At 69.8% G+C, this 18,785-nt stretch carries 19 protein-coding genes; all 19 read left to right on the top strand.

Going from position 1 to position 18,785, the window contains the following annotated elements; genetic code table 11:
* Window positions 1–98: 98 nt before the first annotated feature.
* Window positions 99–1,886, top strand: coding sequence for a trypsin-like serine protease (locus tag D1J63_RS11645; RefSeq protein WP_125628836.1), 1,788 nt, complete (start codon window positions 99–101; stop codon window positions 1,884–1,886).
* 350 nt (window positions 1,887–2,236) lie between these two features.
* Entirely contained in the window at window positions 2,237–3,382 is a 1,146-nt protein-coding gene (locus D1J63_RS11640; protein ID WP_125628835.1) for an LCP family protein, read from the top strand.
* A 124-nt stretch (window positions 3,383–3,506) separates the two neighbouring features.
* Entirely contained in the window at window positions 3,507–3,728 is a 222-nt protein-coding gene (gene rpmE / locus D1J63_RS11635) for a 50S ribosomal protein L31 (protein ID WP_015657814.1), read from the top strand.
* Window positions 3,729–3,835: 107 nt separating this feature from the next.
* Window positions 3,836–4,912 carry a peptide chain release factor 1 gene (prfA, locus tag D1J63_RS11630; RefSeq protein WP_059301454.1) on the top strand — a complete coding sequence of 359 codons (1,077 nt, stop codon included), beginning with the start codon at window positions 3,836–3,838 and terminating at the stop codon, window positions 4,910–4,912.
* A 58-nt stretch (window positions 4,913–4,970) separates the two neighbouring features.
* Window positions 4,971–5,816 (top strand): peptide chain release factor N(5)-glutamine methyltransferase, encoded by an 846-nt coding sequence (prmC, locus tag D1J63_RS11625; RefSeq protein WP_125628834.1) that lies wholly within the window; start codon window positions 4,971–4,973, stop codon window positions 5,814–5,816.
* A 50-nt stretch (window positions 5,817–5,866) separates the two neighbouring features.
* Window positions 5,867–6,514, top strand: a complete 648-nt coding sequence (locus tag D1J63_RS11620; RefSeq protein ID WP_125628833.1) for an L-threonylcarbamoyladenylate synthase — start codon at window positions 5,867–5,869, stop codon at window positions 6,512–6,514.
* Window positions 6,511–7,191, top strand: coding sequence for a low molecular weight phosphatase family protein (locus D1J63_RS11615; protein ID WP_030402740.1), 681 nt, complete (start codon window positions 6,511–6,513; stop codon window positions 7,189–7,191). Before D1J63_RS11620 ends, D1J63_RS11615 begins: the two co-directional genes overlap by 4 nt.
* Before the next feature lie 170 nt (window positions 7,192–7,361).
* Window positions 7,362–8,618: a serine hydroxymethyltransferase gene (gene glyA, locus D1J63_RS11610; RefSeq protein WP_125635394.1), complete on the top strand. Its 1,257-nt coding sequence runs from the start codon at window positions 7,362–7,364 to the stop codon at window positions 8,616–8,618.
* Window positions 8,619–8,773: 155 nt separating this feature from the next.
* The gene (locus tag D1J63_RS11605) at window positions 8,774–10,078 is read left to right on the top strand and encodes an MraY family glycosyltransferase (RefSeq protein ID WP_125628832.1); all 1,305 of its coding nucleotides are present in this window, start codon (window positions 8,774–8,776) and stop codon (window positions 10,076–10,078) included.
* A 262-nt stretch (window positions 10,079–10,340) separates the two neighbouring features.
* The gene (locus D1J63_RS11600) at window positions 10,341–10,775 is read left to right on the top strand and encodes a hypothetical protein (protein WP_125628831.1); all 435 of its coding nucleotides are present in this window, start codon (window positions 10,341–10,343) and stop codon (window positions 10,773–10,775) included.
* Window positions 10,776–11,000: 225 nt separating this feature from the next.
* Window positions 11,001–11,822, top strand: a complete 822-nt coding sequence (gene atpB, locus D1J63_RS11595) for a F0F1 ATP synthase subunit A (RefSeq protein WP_125628830.1) — start codon at window positions 11,001–11,003, stop codon at window positions 11,820–11,822.
* A gap of 74 nt (window positions 11,823–11,896) precedes the next feature.
* Entirely contained in the window at window positions 11,897–12,127 is a 231-nt protein-coding gene (gene atpE / locus D1J63_RS11590; protein WP_024884520.1) for an ATP synthase F0 subunit C, read from the top strand.
* A 41-nt stretch (window positions 12,128–12,168) separates the two neighbouring features.
* Complete coding sequence (locus D1J63_RS11585) at window positions 12,169–12,723, top strand: F0F1 ATP synthase subunit B (protein WP_102929168.1); 555 nt, start codon at window positions 12,169–12,171, stop codon at window positions 12,721–12,723.
* Entirely contained in the window at window positions 12,720–13,535 is an 816-nt protein-coding gene (locus D1J63_RS11580; RefSeq protein ID WP_102929169.1) for a F0F1 ATP synthase subunit delta, read from the top strand. Before D1J63_RS11585 ends, D1J63_RS11580 begins: the two co-directional genes overlap by 4 nt.
* 178 nt (window positions 13,536–13,713) lie before the next feature.
* Window positions 13,714–15,303, top strand: a complete 1,590-nt coding sequence (atpA, locus tag D1J63_RS11575; RefSeq protein ID WP_102929170.1) for a F0F1 ATP synthase subunit alpha — start codon at window positions 13,714–13,716, stop codon at window positions 15,301–15,303.
* 21 nt (window positions 15,304–15,324) lie between these two features.
* Window positions 15,325–16,242: a F0F1 ATP synthase subunit gamma gene (locus D1J63_RS11570; RefSeq protein WP_102929171.1), complete on the top strand. Its 918-nt coding sequence runs from the start codon at window positions 15,325–15,327 to the stop codon at window positions 16,240–16,242.
* A complete protein-coding gene (gene atpD, locus D1J63_RS11565; RefSeq protein ID WP_102929172.1) occupies window positions 16,242–17,678 on the top strand; it encodes a F0F1 ATP synthase subunit beta in 1,437 nt (478 codons plus the stop codon). The genes D1J63_RS11570 and atpD overlap by 1 nt, the downstream gene beginning before the upstream one ends.
* A 131-nt stretch (window positions 17,679–17,809) precedes the next feature.
* Window positions 17,810–18,184, top strand: a complete 375-nt coding sequence (locus D1J63_RS11560) for a F0F1 ATP synthase subunit epsilon (RefSeq protein ID WP_061442519.1) — start codon at window positions 17,810–17,812, stop codon at window positions 18,182–18,184.
* Between the two features lie 142 nt (window positions 18,185–18,326).
* On the top strand, window positions 18,327–18,773 hold the full coding sequence (locus tag D1J63_RS11555; protein WP_102929173.1) for a DUF2550 domain-containing protein: 447 nt from the start codon (window positions 18,327–18,329) through the stop codon (window positions 18,771–18,773).
* Window positions 18,774–18,785 lie beyond the last annotated feature (12 nt).

Here is an 18,785-nt window from a genome sequence, read left to right as displayed (position 1 = left end):
CGCCCACGGGGCAACCGGCGGTCCGTGCTGCCTTCACGGACCCTGCCGCCCGCCGGGCGCTTCTCTCCTGCCTGCGTCCACAGCGACAGGAGACCTGAGTGACATCTACCCCTCGAAGAGCCCGGCTGGCCCTTCCCGCGGCCACCGCCGCACTCGCCCTGTCGGGCGCGGTCCTCGCGGCCGCCCCCGCCCAGGCGTCCGGCGGGACCCCCGCCCCGCCCCGGCCGGCCGTCACCGAACGGCCCGCCACCGCGTCCCCGGCCGAGCTGGCGCAGCGGGTCGAGGACTCCGGGGCCGCCCTCAAGGACGGCGACACCGCTGCCAGCGCGCAGCCGGAGGCCACCGAGAGCGCCGAGGCCCCCTCCGGCAGGATCGACCCGAAGATCATCGGCGGCAAGGACGCGTCGATCTCCGAGGCGCCGTGGATGGTGCAGCTGCACTACTACGACGACAAGGGCAACGACGACCCCGCCGACGACGAGGGCTACTTCTGCGGCGGCACCCTGGTCGCCCCGGCGAAGGTCCTCACCGCCGCCCACTGCGTGTACGGCCTGGACTGGTCGGCGAACGGAGCCGTCCTCGCCGGCACCGCCCAACTGCCCGACGGCAACGACCTGCACGGCGGCCGGGTGGCCGGCGTATGGCGCCAGTGGGTCAACCCCACCTACCGGCCGAGCACCACCTCGGGCGGTGACCTGGCGGTGCTCACGCTGACCGAGGCGCTGCCGTACAAGACGCTGCGGCCGACGACGAGCGGCGACACCGCCTCCTACGCCAACGGCACCCCGGCGACGGTCTACGGCTGGGGGCGCACCAGCTCCACCAGCCAGGACATCTCGCCGACGCTGAAGAAGGCGACCGTGCCGATGCGCTCGGACGCCTCCTGCACCTCGTACTGGGGCTCCGACTTCGTGCCCGGTCAGATGGCCTGCGCCGGTGACGCGGCCTCCGGCCAGGACGCCGGTACGGTCTCCCCGTGCAACGGCGACTCCGGCGGCCCGCTCGTGGTCAACGGCCGGATCGCCGGCGTCGTGTCCTGGGGCGTCGAGGACTGCGTCGCCTCGGGCGCCTACGCCGTCTACGCCAAGGTCGGCTCCTACGTCGGCGAGGTCAACTCCCGCGTCGACGACGCCGACCTGAACTTCGACGGCCTCGCGGACCTCTTCGCCCGCACCCCCGGCGGCGAGGCGTACGAGTACTACTCCCTCGGCGACAGCTGGCCCTACCTCGACAACCGCGCCTCGCTCGGCGACTGGGGCGGGGTGAGCCTGGTGCGCCAGGGCGACCTGGACCGCGACTTCTACCAGGACTACGTGTACCGCGCCCCGGACGGCGTGCTGTACACCCTCGCCTTCAACGGCGTCGACGCCTACGACTCGATCCGCGTCGGCGGCGGCTGGAACGTGATGAAGGACCTCCGCGTCCCGGGCGACCTCTCCGGCGACGCCCTGCCCGACCTGGTCGCCAAGGACAAGTACGGCGTCCTGTGGCTCTACCCCGGCAAGGGCGACGGCACCTTCGGCAGCCGGGTCCGCATCGGCGGCGGCTGGGCCAAGTACACGATCACCGGCAAGGGCGACTACAACCGCGACGGCAGGCCCGACCTGCTGGCGCGCGACGGCTCCGGCGTCCTGTGGCTCTACCCGGGCACCGGGAAGGCCGCGCCGGCGCTCGGCAGCCGGGTCAGGGTCGGTGGCGGCTGGTCCGTCTACAGCGCCTTCGCCACCGCCGGTGACATCACCGGCGACGGCCGGCCCGACCTGCTCGCCCGCGACACCTCCGGGGTGATGTGGCTGTACAAGGGCACCGGGAAGTCCGGCACGGCCACGTTCAAGACCCGCACCCGGGTCGGGGGCGGCTGGAACGCGTTCAACCTCTTCGGCTGAGCGAAGCCTCCCCGCCGGGGCCGCCTCCACCTCGGGGGCGGCCCCTTCGCCGTCCACCGGGACCGCGGCTGCGACCTTCGCCACACGGGGCGCCCCGGTCGGCGCTCCGACGGGATGGCGCCGGTGCTCGCGGATCCCCAGGTCAGGGCCGCGGACCCGCGCGCCGCGAACACGCTCCGTCACCGTTTTTGCACCGGTTCGCCACAGTCCGTTGTGCAACCCTGTCCCGAGTTCCGCCGTCTGAGCTACGGAGGGACCATGGTGAGGACCGGCGCCGAACCCGCCGCCGGAACCGACCGCCCCGACCCTGAGCGCAGGGGGTAACCGACCGGACGAACACCGAGGAGCCCATGTCCGCCGAGAGCACGCCGGATCCCGCGATACCCGGCCCCGGCCAGTCCCGCCCCACCGGACCCGGCCACCGGGGCAAGGGCCGCCGCCGCAGGCCCAGAACGGGCCGCCGCAAGGCCCTGCTCGTCGCGGCCTGGAGCGCCGCCGGCATCGTGGTCCTGGGCGGCACCGGAGCCGGCTTCCTGTACTTCAAGCTCAACGGCAACCTCACGAGCGTCGACATCGACGCGGCACTCGGCGCCGACCGGCCCGAGAAGGCCGACAACGGATCCGAGAACATCCTGGTCCTCGGCTCCGACACCCGCTCCGGCGGCAACAAGAAGCTGGGCGGCGGCACCGACGACGGCACCGCCCGCTCGGACACGGCGATGATCGTGCACGTCTACAAGGGCCACAAGAAGGCCAGCGTGGTCTCCATCCCGCGCGACACCCTCATCGACCGCCCCGACTGCACCGACACCGACGGCACCGACCACCCCGCCGCCGACGGCGTGATGTTCAACTCCGCCTACTCCACCGGCGCCGCCTGCGCCGTGAAGACCGTCGAGTCGATCAGCGGCCTGCGCATGGACCACTACCTGGAGGTCGACTTCAGCGGCTTCCAGAACCTCATCGACGACCTCGGCGGCGTCGAGGTCACCACCACCGAGGACATCAAGGACCCCGACAGCCACCTCGACCTCCGGGCCGGCACCCACCGGCTCGACGGCGAGCAGGCCCTCGGCCTGGTCCGCACCCGGCACGGCGTCGGCGACGGCTCCGACCTCGGCCGCATCCAGCTCCAGCAGGCCTTCGTCAAGGCCCTGGTCGACCAGGTCAAGGACATCGGCCTGCTCGGCAACCCCAAGAAGCTGTACGACATCGCCGACACCGCCACCAAGACCGTGACCACCGACTCCGACCTGGGCTCGGTGAACTCCCTGATGTCCTTCGCGACCGGGCTGAAGGGCATCGGCCCGGACAAGATGCACATGGTCACCATGCCGGTGGTCTACGACCCCGCGGACCCGAACCGGGTGCTGCTGGAGAAGACCAAGGCCGACCAGGTCTGGACGGCCCTGAAGAACGACCGTCCGATCCCGAAGTCGGCGACGGAGGGAACGGCCACCGGTGAGGCCAAGGGCGTCGTGAACACCGGGGAATAGTTCCCGGCGCCCCCCGGTTTTGGGGGATGGCGCCAGTCCTGGCAGACTGGTACGTCGGCTCCGGTTCACGCTCCCGCATCCCGCGGCTGCGACCCGGCGCCCTCCCGGAACAGTAGGAGACACCTTGAAGCGCGACATCCACCCCGAGTACGTCGAGACGCAGGTCAGCTGCACCTGTGGCGCGTCGTTCACCACCCGCAGCACGATCGAGAGCGGCACCATCCGCGCCGAGGTCTGCTCCGAGTGCCACCCGTTCTACACGGGCAAGCAGAAGATCCTCGACACCGGTGGCCGCGTGGCCCGCTTCGAGGCCCGCTTCGGCAAGGCCGCCGGCTCCAAGAAGTAGCGAGCCTCCAACCGCCGGTCCACGGCCGCATCCCCTGCCCGGGGAGCGCCGGGACCGGCGTTTTTGGTCGCCCGTCTTCCCTTCCCACGCAGTAGCAGGAGCCCAAGATGTTCGAGGCCGTCGAGGAACTCGTCGCCGAGCACGCCGACCTGGAGAAGAAGCTCGCCGACCCGTCGGTCCACTCCGACCAGGCGAACGCGCGCAAGCTGAACAAGCGGTACGCCGAGCTGACCCCGATCGTCGCCACGTTCCGCTCCTGGAAGCAGACCGGCGACGACATCGAGACCGCGCGCGAGTTCGCGGCCGACGACCCCGACTTCGCCGCCGAGGTCAAGGAGCTGGACAAGCAGCGCGACGAGCTCACCGAGAAGCTGCGCCTGCTGCTCGTCCCGCGCGACCCCAGCGACGACAAGGACGTCATCCTCGAGATCAAGGCCGGCGCCGGCGGCGACGAGTCGGCGCTCTTCGCCGGCGACCTGCTGCGCATGTACCTGCGCTACGCCGAGCGGGTCGGCTGGAAGACCGAGATCATCGACTCCACCGAGTCCGAGCTGGGCGGCTACAAGGACGTCCAGGTCGCCGTGAAGACCAAGGGCGGCCAGGGCGCCACCGAGCCCGGCCAGGGCGTCTGGGCGCGCCTGAAGTACGAGGGCGGCGTGCACCGCGTGCAGCGCGTGCCCGCGACCGAGTCCCAGGGCCGGATCCACACCTCCGCGGCCGGCGTCCTCGTGACCCCCGAGGCCGAGGAGATCGACGTCGAGATCAACCCCAACGACCTCCGCATCGACGTCTACCGCTCCTCCGGACCCGGCGGCCAGTCCGTCAACACCACCGACTCCGCCGTGCGCATCACGCACATCCCGACCGGAGTCGTCGCCTCGTGCCAGAACGAGAAGAGCCAGCTCCAGAACAAGGAGCAGGCCATGCGTATCCTGCGCTCCAGGCTGCTCGCGGCGGCGCAGGAGGAGGCGGAGAAGGAGGCCGCGGACGCCCGGCGCAGCCAGGTCCGCACCGTCGACCGCTCCGAGAAGATCCGCACGTACAACTTCCCGGAGAACCGCATCTCGGACCACCGCGTCGGCTTCAAGGCGTACAACCTGGACCAGGTCCTGGACGGCGACCTCGACTCGGTGATCCAGGCCTGCGTCGACGCGGACTCGGCGGCCAAGCTCGCCGCAGCCTGAGCCCCGCCCCGCCCCGCAACCCCGTACCGGACGACCAGCTCAGCCCCGGAGGACCAGCGTGAACCTGCTGCTCGCGGAGGTGGCCCAGGCCACCCAGCGGCTGGCCGACGCCGGCGTGCCCTCGCCGCGCACCGACGCGGAGGAGCTCGCCGCGCATCTCCACGGCGTCAAGCGGAGCGAGCTGCACACCGTGCCGGACGCGGACTTCGACGCCCGGTACTGGGAGGTCGTCGCCCGCCGGGAGGCGCGCGAGCCGTTGCAGCACATCACCGGCCGCGCCTACTTCCGCTACCTGGAGCTTCAGGTCGGCCCCGGCGTCTTCGTGCCCCGCCCCGAGACCGAGTCGGTCGTCGGCTGGGCCATAGACGCGGTGCGTGCCATGGACGTCGTCGAGCCCTGCATCGTCGACCTGTGCACCGGCTCGGGCGCCATCGCGCTCGCGCTCGCCCAAGAGGTGCCGCGCTCGCGCGTGTACGCCGTGGAGCTGTCCGAGGACGCCCTGAAGTGGACGCGCAAGAACATGGAGGGGTCCAGGGTCGAACTGCGCCAGGGCGACGCCCTGACCGCCTTCCCGGACCTCGACGGCCAGGTCGACCTGGTGGTGTCCAACCCGCCGTACATCCCGCTCACCGAGTGGGAGTACGTCGCCCCCGAGGCCCGCGACCACGACCCCGAACTGGCCCTGTTCTCCGGCGAGGACGGCCTCGACCTCATCCGCGGCCTGGAACGCACCGCGCACCGCCTGCTGCGCCCCGGCGGCGTGGTCGTCGTCGAGCACGCCGACACCCAGGGCGGCCAGGTGCCCTGGATCTTCACCGAGGAGCGGGGCTGGGCCGACGCGGCCGACCACCCGGACCTCAACAACCGGCCCAGGTTCGCGACGGCCCGCAAGGCGCTGCCGTGAACACCCCGACGACCCCCGACCCGCAGTACGTGTACGAGGAGGCCCGCTAAATGGCACGGCGTTACGACACCAACGACGCGACCGACCGAGTGACCGGTCTGCGCGAGGCCGCGTCCGCCGTCCGCCGTGGCGAGCTCGTGGTGCTGCCGACGGACACCGTGTACGGCATCGGCGCCGACGCCTTCACCGCGGAGGCCGTCGGCGACCTGCTGGAGGCCAAGGGGCGTGGCCGCAACATGCCCTCCCCGGTCCTCATCGGCTCGCCCAACACCCTGCACGGCCTGGTCACGGACTTCTCCGAGATGGCCTGGGAACTCGTCGACGCCTTCTGGCCCGGCGCGCTGACCCTGGTCGCCAAGCACCAGCCGTCCCTGCAGTGGGACCTCGGCGAGACCCGCGGCACGGTCGCCGTGCGGATGCCGTTGCACCCCGTCGCCATCGAGCTGCTCACCGAGGTCGGCCCCATGGCCGTCTCCTCCGCCAACCTGACCGGCCACCCGGCCCCCGAGGACTGCGACGCCGCCCAGCAGATGCTCGGCGACTCCGTCTCCGTCTACCTCGACGGCGGCCCCACCCCCGGCAACGTCCCGTCGTCCATCGTCGACGTCACCCGCGAGGTGCCGGTCCTGCTGCGTGCGGGCGCGCTGTCGGCGGAGGAGCTGCGGAAGGTAGTACCCGACCTCGAGGTGGCGAATTGACGGCCCCTGAGACGGGGCGTGGCATAGGCAACGGGGAACGCGCCGCGGAGATCACGACCACGTTCGTCGGACTTCCGCGCGACAGCTTCCGCATCCTCCACGTCAGCACCGGAAACGTCTGCCGCTCGCCCATCACCGAGCGGCTGACCCGGCACGCGGTGCAGGAGCGGCTCGGCGTCCTCGGCGGCGGCCTGATCGTGGAGAGCGCCGGGACCTGGGGCCACGAGGGCGCCCCCATGGAAGCGAACGCCGAGACCGTCCTCACGGACTTCGGCGCCGACCCGGCCGGGTTCACCGGCCGCGAGCTGCTCGACGAGCACGTGATCCGCGCGGACCTCGTCCTCACCGCGACCCGGGACCACCGGGCCCAGGTCATCTCCATGGGCCACTCGGCGGGCCTGCGCACCTTCACGCTGAAGGAGTTCACCCGCCTGGTGAACGCCATCGACCCGGCGACGCTGCCGCCCCTGGAGGACGGCGTGGTCACCCGCGCACGCGCCCTGGTCCGCGCCGCCGCCGCTCTACGCGGGTGGCTGCTGGCCCCGACGGCGGAGGCGGACGAGGTGTACGACCCCTACGGCGCCCCGCTGACCTTCTTCCGCTCCATCGGCGACGAGATACACCAGGCGCTGGACCCGGTGGTGACGGCACTGACGGGCGTTCCGGCGCGAGCGTAGGGCGTGAGGCGATTCGACCCGTGCGGGACGGGCCCCGGTGGCACGGCGCCGCCGAGAGCGCCCCGCGCCGTCCTGGGGCCGCGCGGAGCCCCGTGCGCACGCCGGGCGGCTTCGCCGTGCCGGGCCTACATTGGTCGTACGTCACCGTCGACGCACGCCCGGAGCGCACCATGTCGGTCACCCACGACATCATCGAGGCCGATGACAGCTCGCTCGGAGTCCTGTCGCGCCAGGATCCCGAGCTGGCCGAGATCCTGTACGCCGAAGACCGCCGGCAGTCGACGACCCTGCAGCTGATCGCCGCCGAGAACTTCACGTCCCCCGCCGTGCTGGCCGCCCTCGGCTCCCCGCTGGCCAACAAGTACGCCGAGGGCTACCCGGGCGCCCGCCACCACGGCGGCTGCGAGATCGTCGACGTCGCCGAGCGGCTGGCCGCCGACCGCGCCCGGGCCCTCTTCGGCGCCGAGCACGCCAACGTGCAGCCCCACTCCGGCTCCTCCGCCGTGCTGGCCGCCTACGCCGCCCTGCTGCGCCCCGGCGACACCGTCCTCGCCCTCGGCCTGCCGTACGGCGGCCACCTCACCCACGGCTCACCGGCGAACTTCTCCGGCCGCTGGTTCGACTTCGTCGGCTACGGCGTGGACGCGGAGACCGGGCTGATCGACTACGACCAGGTCCGCACCCTGGCCCGCGCCCGCCGGCCCAAGGCGATCGTCTGCGGCTCCATCGCCTACCCCCGCCACCTCGACTACGCCGCCTTCCGCGACATCGCCGACGAGGTGGGCGCCCACCTCATCGCGGACGCCGCGCACCCGATCGGGCTGGTCGCCGGGGGAGCGGCGCCCAGCCCCGTGCCGTACGCCGACATCGTCTGCGCCACCACGCACAAGGTGCTGCGCGGACCCCGCGGCGGCATGATCCTGTGCGGAAGCGAACTGGCCGAGCGGGTGGACCGGGCCGTCTTCCCGTTCACACAGGGCGGCGCCCAGATGCACACCATCGCCGCCAAGGCCGTCGCCTTCGGCGAGGCGGCCACCCCCGCGTACGCCGCCTACGCCCACCAGGTGGTCGCCAACGCCCGCGCCCTCGCCGCCCACCTCGCGGCCGAGGGCCTGGTCGTCACCACCGGCGGCACCGACACCCACCTGCTCACCGCCGACCCCGCCCCGCTCGGCGTCGACGGCAAGACCGCCCGGGGGCGGCTCGCGGCGGCCGGGATCGTCCTGGACTGCTGCGCACTCCCGCACGACGACGCCCGCGGCCTGCGCCTGGGCACGGCGGCGGTGACCACGCAGGGCATGGGGGAGCGGGAGATGCGGGCGGTGGCCACGCTGCTCGCCGGGGTGCTGCGCGGCACCACGGACCCGGCCGGGGCCCGGGCCGACGTACGGGACCTGACCGCGCAATTCCCCCCGTATCCGGACTGAGGACGGGTAGACGTACAGGCGTACACAGCCCCCTGCTCAGCCACACGTGCAACCATCGTCGCTACCCGTAAGTCCTCAACCGTATGCGTTGCATCGCCGTGCGCATCGCTAGGGTGTGAGGTTGAGGATGGCCAGCGAGACCTGTGGGGAAGCCCGTGCGTGAATACCTGCTGACGCTCTGCATCACGGCCGCGGTGACGTATCTGCTGACAGGGCCGGTACGGAAGTTCGCGATCGTGGCGGGAGCGATGCCGGAGATCCGGGCACGTGACGTGCACCGGGAACCCACTCCGCGGCTCGGCGGGATCGCGATGTTCTTCGGGCTGTGCGCCGGCCTGCTGGTCGCCGACCACCTCACCAACCTCAGCGAGGTCTTCGAGAAGTCCAACGAGCCGCGCGCCCTGCTCTCCGGAGCCGCCCTGATCTGGCTGATCGGCGTCCTGGACGACAAGTTCGAGATCGACGCCCTGATCAAGCTCGGCGGCCAGATGATCGCCGCCGGCGTCATGGTGGTCCAGGGCCTGACCATCCTGTGGATCCCGCTGCCGGGCGTCGGCACGGTCGCGCTCACCCAGTGGCAGGGCACGCTGCTGACGGTGGCCCTCGTCGTCATCACCATCAACGCGGTCAACTTCGTGGACGGTCTGGACGGTCTCGCGGCGGGCATGGTGTGCATCGCTGCGGCGGCGTTCTTCATGTACGCCTACCGGATCTGGTACTCGTACGGCATCGAGGCCGCGGCACCCGCCTCGCTCTTCGCGGCCATCCTCATGGGCATGTGCCTCGGCTTCCTCCCGCACAACATGCATCCCGCCCGGATCTTCATGGGCGACTCCGGCTCGATGCTGATCGGGCTGGTGCTGGCGGCCGGCGCGATCTCGGTCACCGGGCAGGTCGACCCGGACGTGATGAAGCTGTTCTCCGGTTCCGAACGCAACGCCGTGCACCAGATGGTGCCCGTGTACATCCCGCTGCTGATGCCGCTGACCATCATCGCCATCCCGGCCGCCGACCTGATCCTCGCGATCGTGCGCCGCACCTGGCGGGGCCAGTCGCCGTTCGCCGCGGACCGGGGGCACCTGCACCACCGGCTGCTGGAGATCGGCCACTCGCACAGCCGCGCGGTGCTGATCATGTACTTCTTCTCGGCGCTGATCGCCTTCGGCGCCCTCGCCTACTCCGTGAACGCCGCTTCGATGTGGATCGTGCTGAGCGTCGTCTTCCTCAGTGCGATCGGCCTGGTGCTGCTCCTGCTGCCGCGGTTCACCCCGCGCGCTCCCCGCTGGGCCGAGGGCTTCGTGCCGCCGCGCTACCGGCGCCGCAAAGCGGCCACCGTCACCGCGAGCGGGAGCGAGGCGGTCGCGAACGAACTCGCGGACGAGGAGCGGGTTCCGGTCACCGCGGGCGCCTCGGGCGTCAACGGAGCGACCGCCCTCGGCTCCCGTTCGCGGACGAGGTGAGAGCGGCTAAATGCCGCATTACCAGACAAGTTGGCGTAGTAATTGCACAAACGCGCACGGTCACTCTCACGTGTGACAGCAAGCACACCCAGAGGTAAAGACCTCATCAAATAGTTTGTGATACGGTTCACGAGTATCCCCCGGGTAGAGCCCAAGGACCGTAGTGCGACGGTCTCTTGTAAGTGAGGACCTCGTCCGGCTCGGGGCTACGCTCGTCCATGACGACACCTGCCCCCTGTGTGTTGAAAGCGGAGTTGCCGCCATGCCGTCCAATGACGTCCGGACCTTGCTTCAGGCTGCCGTGCCCACGGCTGCCGTCGGCGCAGTAGCCGCCGTCGTCAGCGGCGTGGTCGCCGGCGGCAAGGGCGCGATCGGAGCCGTCGTCGCGACCGTGGTGGCGATGCTCTTCATGGGAATCGGGCTCTACGTCCTGCAGCGCACCGCCAAATCGCTTCCGCACCTTTTCCAGGCGATGGGCCTGATGCTCTACGCGGCACAGATCCTGCTGCTGTTCGTCTTCCTCGCCGCGTTCAAGAACACGACGCTGTTCAACCCCCGGTCCTTCGCGATCACTCTGGTCGCCGTCACGCTCGCGTGGATCGCCGCGCAGACGCGGGCGCACATGAAGGCCAAGATCCTCTACGTCGAACCCGAGTCGTCGAGCGAGAAGCCCGAGAAGACGGGCCACTCGTCGTGAGGGGTAGGGCCGGGATAAAGAGGCATGTGAAGTCCTGCTATCGTCCGGTGCCAACTGCGGCATCGCGGGCGCGGGCATCCGAGCTGACGCCTGCTGAATCGCGAGGCGAGATGCCCCACAGCCGCCCCCACACCCGAAACACCAGTCCCGTGCCGAACAGCGGCCCCGCGCCGCGCCGACACAACGAGGTTGCCGTATCCATGCGCCACGCTGAAGGAGCCCGCGGTGAGTGCTGACCCGACGCAGGTGCTCGCCTTCGAGACCGACTGCCACATCTTCGACGGCTGTGGCTTCCCGGCTCCCGGCCTGCACTCGTTCCTGTTCGAGCCCCTTTGGGGCGATGCGGACAGCAACCTGTACTTCAACAAGCCGATGCTGCTGGCCCTGCTCGGTTCCGTTGTCATCATCGGCTTCTTCTGGGCGGCCTTCAGTAAGCCGAAGGTCGTGCCGGGCAAGCTGCAGATGGTCGCCGAGACCGGTTACGACTTCATCCGTCGCGGCGTTGTCTACGAGACCATCGGCAAGAAGGAAGGCGAGAAGTACGTCCCGCTGGTCGTCTCGCTCTTCTTCTTCATCTGGATGATGAACCTCTGGTCGATCATCCCGGTCGCCCAGTTCCCGGTGACGTCGATCATCGCCTACCCGGCTGTGATGGCGGCCATCGTCTACATCCTCTGGGTCTCGCTGACGTTCAAGCGCCACGGCTTCGTTGGCTTCTTCAAGAACGTCACCGGCTACGACAAGTCCTTGGGCGCTGTTCTGCCGCTGGCCATGCTCATCGAGTTCTTCTCGAACCTGCTGGTCCGGCCCTTCACGCACGCGGTGCGGCTCTTCGCCAACATGTTCGCGGGTCACACCCTGCTGCTGCTCTTCACGATCGCCAGCTGGTACCTGCTGAACGGCATCGGCATCGCCTACGCCGGGGTCTCGTTCGTGATGACGATCATCATGACCGCCTTCGAACTTTTCATCCAGGCACTTCAGGCGTACGTCTTCGTGCTCCTCACGTGCACGTACATCCAGGGCGCGCTCGCCGAACACCACTGAGCGCCCCCGCCCCACACCCCCTGATCGTCCGGTGGCCAACCCCCACCGGTCCGTAAAGAAAAGGAAGAACTGGCATGTCCCAGACCCTTGCCGCTGTTTCCGGCTCGCTCGGCTCCATCGGTTACGGCCTCGCTGCCATCGGCCCCGGCGTCGGCGTCGGCATCATCTTCGGTAACGGCACCCAGGCCCTGGCCCGTCAGCCCGAGGCGGCCGGCCTGATCCGCGCCAACCAGATCCTCGGCTTCGCCTTCTGTGAGGCGCTCGCCCTGATCGGTCTGGTCATGCCGTTCGTCTACGGCAAGTAATCGCGGATCAACTTCCCGCCGACTAGACGAAAGGCAAACCCATGAGCCCGATGCTTCAGATCGCGGCCGAGGAGATGGAGAATCCCCTCGTCCCGCCGATCCCCGAGCTCGTCATCGGCCTGATCGCCTTCGTCATCGTCTTCGGCTTCCTCGCCTGGAAGCTCCTCCCGAACATCAACAAGGTTCTGGAAGAGCGTCGCGAGGCCATCGAGGGCGGTATCGAGAAGGCCGAGGCCGCGCAGACCGAGGCCCAGAGCGTCCTCGAGCAGTACAAGGCCCAGCTCGCCGAGGCCCGGCACGAGGCCGCGCGACTGCGTCAGGAGGCGCAGGAGCAGGGCGCCACGCTCATCGCCGAGATGCGCGCGGAAGGCCAGCGGCAGCGTGAGGAGATCATCGCCGCCGGTCACGCCCAGATCCAGGCCGACCGCAAGGCCGCCGCGTCCGCGCTGCGCCAGGACGTCGGACAGCTGGCGACCCAGCTGGCCGGCAAGCTGGTCGGCGAGTCCCTCGAGGACCACGCCCGCCAGAGCCGTGTGATCGACCGCTTCCTGGACGAGCTGGACGACAAGGCGACGAAGGCAGAGGCGACCCGATGAACGGAGCGAGCCGCGAGGCCCTTGCCGCCGCACGTGAGCGTCTCGACGCGCTGACGGACTCCACGTCCGTGGACGCCGGCTCGCTCGCCGACGAGCTGGCCGCCGTCACCGCGCTCCTCCACCGCGAGGTGTCGCTGCGTCGGGTCCTCACCGACCCGGCGCAGTCGGGCGAGGCCAAGGCGGAACTCGCCCAGCGTCTCCTCGGCACCCAGGTCAGCGGCCAGGCCGTCGACCTGGTGGCCGGCATGGTGCGCTCCCGCTGGTCGCAGTCCCGCGACCTGGTGGACGCGCTGGAGGAGCTGGCGAACACCGCCGACCTCACCGCCGCCCAGAAGCGGGGCCGGCTCGACAACGTGGAGGACGAGCTGTTCCGGTTCGGCCGGATCGTCTCCTCCAACACCGAGCTGCGCGCCGCGCTCACCAACCGGTCGGCCACCACCGCGGCCAAGAGCGAGCTGCTGCGCGGCCTGCTCGGCGGCCGGGCGGAGCGGACCACCGAGCGTCTGGTGACGCGCCTTGTCACCGCGCCCCGGGGACGTAGCCTGGAGTCGGGACTCGAGTCCCTGTCCAAGCTCGCCGCCGACCGGCGCGACCGGATGGTCGCCGTGGTCACCTCGGCGGTGCCGCTGAGCGACACGCAGAAGCAGCGCCTCGGCGCGGCCCTCGCGAAGGTCTACGGCCGTCCGATGCACCTCAACCTCGACGTGGACCCCGAGGTTCTCGGCGGAATCCGGGTGCAGGTCGGTGACGAGGTCATCAACGGCTCCATCGCGGACCGCCTGGAGGACGCCGGCCGCCGTCTGGCGAGCTGACGCTTCCCGCGACGGCAGTCGCGACAACAGCACAGCAAGTAACAGCAGTAGCAGTACGTACTTACGACGGCCCTGGTTGGGCCGTGCAGAGGATTCACCTCTCATTGGGGGGAGTCCCGACTCGTGGAATACCCCCCAAGTGAAACTTCGGGCCCAACAAGGAGAGCAGGGAACTCAGATGGCGGAGCTCACGATCCGGCCGGAGGAGATCCGGGACGCACTGGAGAACTTCGTCCAGTCGTACAAGCCGGACGCGGCCTCGCGCGAGGAGGTCGGTACGGTCACCCTTGCCGGCGACGGCATCGCGAAGGTCGAGGGCCTGCCCTCGGCCATGGCCAACGAACTGCTGAAGTTCGAGGACGGCACCCTCGGCCTCGCCCTCAACCTCGAGGAGCGCGAGATCGGTGCCATCGTCCTCGGTGAGTTCAGCGGCATCGAGGAGGGGCAGCCGGTCTCGCGTACCGGTGAGGTCCTCTCCGTGGCCGTCGGCGAGGGCTACCTCGGCCGCGTCGTCGACCCCCTCGGCAACGCGATCGACGGCCTCGGCGAGATCGAGACCTCGGGTCGCCGCGCCCTCGAGCTGCAGGCCCCCACGGTCATGCAGCGCAAGTCGGTGCACGAGCCGATGGAGACCGGCTACAAGGCCGTCGACGCCATGACGCCGATCGGCCGCGGTCAGCGTCAGCTGATCATCGGCGACCGTCAGACCGGCAAGACCGCCCTGGCCGTCGACACGATCATCAACCAGCGCGACAACTGGCGCACCGGCGACCCGAACAAGCAGGTCCGCTGCATCTACGTCGCCATCGGTCAGAAGGGCTCCACCATCGCGTCGGTCCGCCGCGCGCTGGAGGAGAACGGCGCGCTGGAGTACACGACCATCGTCGCCGCCCCGGCATCCGACCCGGCCGGCTTCAAGTACCTGGCGCCGTACACCGGCTCGGCCATCGGCCAGCAGTGGATGTACGAGGGCAAGCACGTCCTGATCATCTTCGACGACCTGTCGAAGCAGGCCGACGCCTACCGCGCCGTGTCGCTGCTGCTGCGCCGCCCGCCGGGCCGCGAGGCCTACCCCGGTGACGTCTTCTACCTGCACTCCCGTCTGCTGGAGCGCTGCGCGAAGCTCTCCGACGACATGGGTGCCGGCTCGATGACCGGTCTGCCGATCGTCGAGACCAAGGCCAACGACGTCTCGGCGTTCATCCCGACCAACGTCATCTCCATCACCGACGGCCAGTGCTTCCTGGAGTCCGACCTGTTCAACGCCGGTCAGCGTCCGGCCCTGAACGTCGGTATCTCGGTCTCCCGCGTCGGTGGCTCCGCCCAGCACAAGGCCATGAAGCAGGTCTCCGGCCGGCTCCGCGTGGACCTCGCCCAGTTCCGTGAGCTGGAGGCGTTCGCCGCCTTCGGTTCCGACCTGGACGCCGCGTCGAAGTCGCAGCTGGAGCGCGGTCAGCGCATGGTCGAGCTGCTGAAGCAGGACCAGTACCAGCCGATGGCCACCGAGGACCAGGTCGTCTCCGTCTGGGCCGGCACCACCGGCAAGATGGACGAGGTGCCGGTCGCCGACATCCGCCGCTTCGAGAAGGAGCTGCTCGAGTACCTGCACCGCCAGGAGCAGGGCCTCATGACCTCCATCCGCGAGGGCGGCAAGATGTCCGACGACACCCTGCAGGCCGTCGGTGACGCCATCGCCGCGTTCAAGAAGCAGTTCGAGACCTCGGACGGCAAGCTGCTCGGCGAGGACGCCCCGTCCGCCGCCAAGTGACGTAAGGAAGGGACCTGACTCATGGGAGCCCAGCTCCGGGTCTACAAGCGTCGCATCCGATCCGTCACCGCGACCAAGAAGATCACCAAGGCGATGGAGATGATCGCCGCCTCGCGCGTCGTCAAGGCGCAGCGCAAGGTGGCGGCCTCCACGCCGTACGCGCGGGAACTCACCCGCGCGGTCACGGCGGTCGGTACCGGGTCGAACACGAAGCACCCGCTCACCACGGAGGCGGACAACCCGACCCGTGCCGCGGTCCTGCTCCTCACGAGCGACCGCGGTCTGGCCGGCGCCTTCAACTCCAACGCCATCAAGGCCGCGGAGCAGCTGACCGAGCGCCTCGAGCGCGAGGGCCGGCAGGTCGACACGTACATCGTCGGCCGGCGCGGTCTGGCCCACTACAACTTCCGCGAGCGCAAGGTCGCGGAGTCGTTCGCGGGCTTCACCGACGAGCCCTCGTACGCGGACGCCAAGAAGGTCGCGGCGCCGCTGATCGAGGCCATCGAGAAGGACACGGCCGAGGGCGGTGTGGACGAGCTCCACATCGTCTACACCGAGTTCGTCTCGATGATGACGCAGACGGCGGTCGACTCCCGGCTGCTGCCGCTGAGCCTCGACGAGGTGGCCGAGGAGTCGGGCACGAAGGACGAGATCCTTCCGCTCTACGACTTCGAGCCGTCGGCGGAGGACGTCCTCGACGCCCTGCTGCCGCGCTACGTCGAAAGCCGCATCTACAACGCGCTGCTGCAGTCGGCTGCCTCCAAGCACGCCGCCACCCGGCGCGCGATGAAGTCGGCCACCGACAACGCGGGCGAGCTGATCAACACGCTCTCCCGTCTTGCCAACGCGGCCCGCCAGGCCGAAATCACCCAGGAAATCAGCGAGATCGTCGGTGGCGCCAGTGCCCTGGCCGACGCGAACGCGGGGAGTGACAACTAATGACCACCACTGTTGAGACCGCGACGGCCACGGGCCGCGTCGCCCGGGTCATCGGCCCGGTCGTCGACGTGGAGTTCCCCGTCGACGCGATGCCGGACATCTACAACGCGCTGCACGTCGAGGTGGCCGACCCGGCCAAGGAGGGTGAGCTCAAGACGCTGACCCTCGAGGTCGCCCAGCACCTCGGTGACGGCCTGGTCCGCACCATCTCCATGCAGCCCACCGACGGTCTGGTCCGCCAGGCCCCGGTGACCGACACGGGCTCGGCCATCTCCGTCCCCGTCGGCGACTTCACCAAGGGCAAGGTGTTCAACACCCTCGGCGAGGTGCTGAACGTCGACGAGAGCTACGACGGTGAGCGCTGGCCGATCCACCGCAAGGCCCCGAACTTCGACGAGCTCGAGTCGAAGACCGAGATGTTCGAGACCGGTGTCAAGGTCATCGACCTGCTGACCCCGTACGTCAAGGGCGGCAAGATCGGTCTGTTCGGCGGCGCCGGCGTCGGCAAGACGGTGCTCATCCAGGAGATGATCTACCGCGTCGCCAACAACCACGACGGTGTCTCCGTGTTCGCCGGTGTCGGTGAGCGCACCCGTGAGGGCAACGACCTCATCGACGAGATGAGCGAGTCGGGCGTCATCGACAAGACCGCGCTGGTCTTCGGTCAGATGGACGAGCCGCCGGGCACCCGTCTGCGCGTCGCGCTGGCCGGCCTGACCATGGCCGAGTACTTCCGCGACGTCCAGAAGCAGGACGTGCTGTTCTTCATCGACAACATCTTCCGCTTCACCCAGGCGGGTTCCGAGGTGTCGACCCTGCTCGGCCGCATGCCCTCCGCGGTGGGCTACCAGCCGAACCTGGCCGACGAGATGGGTCTCCTCCAGGAGCGCATCACCTCGACCCGTGGTCACTCGATCACCTCGATGCAGGCGATCTACGTCCCCGCGGACGACCTGACCGACCCTGCCCCGGCCACCACCTTCGCCCACCTCGACGCGACGACGGTTCTGTCCCGTCCGATCTCCGAGAAGGGCATCTACCCGGCCGTGGACCCGCTGGACTCGACGTCCCGCATCCTCGACCCGCGGTACATCGCGGCGGACCACTACCAGGCCGCGATGCGCGTGAAGAACATCCTGCAGAAGTACAAGGACCTGCAGGACATCATCGCGATCCTCGGTATCGACGAGCTGGGCGAAGAGGACAAGCTCGTCGTCCACCGCGCCCGTCGCGTGGAGCGCTTCCTGTCCCAGAACACCCACGTCGCCAAGCAGTTCACCGGCGTCGACGGGTCGGACGTCCCGCTGGACGAGTCGATCGCGGCCTTCAACGCGATCTGCGACGGCGAGTACGACCACTTCCCGGAGCAGGCGTTCTTCATGTGCGGTGGCATCGAGGACCTGAAGAACAACGCCAAGGAGCTGGGCGTCTCCTGAGCCTCGGCTCGCGGTGAGCCGTACGGCACACCACCCGGAGGGGGCGGGCGCGTCCCGTCCCCTCCGGCACGCCCCTTAGACTTGTAACCAACACCCGGCTGACCGGCCGGGTGGTGACCCGAGGAGCCACCTTGGCTGCTGATCTGCACGTCGCGCTGGTCGCGGCCGACCGAGAGGTCTGGTCCGGCGAGGCCACCCTGGTCGTCGCGCGCACCACGTCCGGCGACATCGGCGTCATGCCCGGTCACCAGCCGCTGCTCGGTGTGCTGGAGTCGGGCCCGGTGACCATCCGTACGAGTGACGGCGGGACGGTCGTCGCCGCGGTGCACGGCGGTTTCATCTCGTTCGCCGACAACAAGCTGTCGCTGCTGGCCGAGACCGCCGAACTGGCGGACGAGATCGACGTCCACCGCGTGGAGCGCGAGCTCGAGCGCGCGAAGGCGGAGGGCGACGCCCACGCCGAGCGCCGCGCGGACGTCCGACTGCGCGCTGCGGCGGGACGCTGATCCACAGCACAGTGCGATAGCGTCGTGCCATGACGTCACTCAGCCGCGGCTGGGACCGGAGCCATCCGGACCCGGCCGCGGCTGAGGCAGATCCGGGTGTTTTTTCCGTTCCGTTACCTAGGAGACGAGGAGGTCGGTGTCGATGGCCCTCGCTCTGACTGTGTGCGGAATCGTTGTGGCCCTGGTGGTGATCGGGCTCTTCGTCTTCGGTCTGCGCCGCCGGCTGATCCAGCGCTCGGGCGGCACCTTCGACTGCTCGCTGCGCTGGGACGCCCCCCAGCAGGACGACACCGGTGGCAAGGGCTGGGCCTACGGCGTGGCCCGCTACAACGGCGACCGGGTCGAGTGGTACCGGGTGTTCTCGTACTCCCCGCGCCCGCGTCGCGTGCTGGAACGCTCCGCGATCGAGGTGGCCGGCCGCCGGCTGCCGGACGGCGAGGAGGAACTGGCGTTGCTCTCCGACGCCGTGGTCCTGGCCTGTCTGCACCGGGGCACACGGCTCGAACTGGCGATGAGCGAAGACGCGCTGACCGGATTTCTCGCGTGGCTGGAAGCAGCCCCGCCCGGTCAGCGCGTCAACGTCGCTTAGAGAGTTTTTCTA

It is taken from the genome of Streptomyces sp. KPB2 (genome assembly GCF_003950055.1).
Taxonomy (GTDB): domain Bacteria; phylum Actinomycetota; class Actinomycetes; order Streptomycetales; family Streptomycetaceae; genus Streptomyces; species Streptomyces salinarius.
This window is presented reverse-complemented; position numbering and strand designations above follow the sequence as displayed.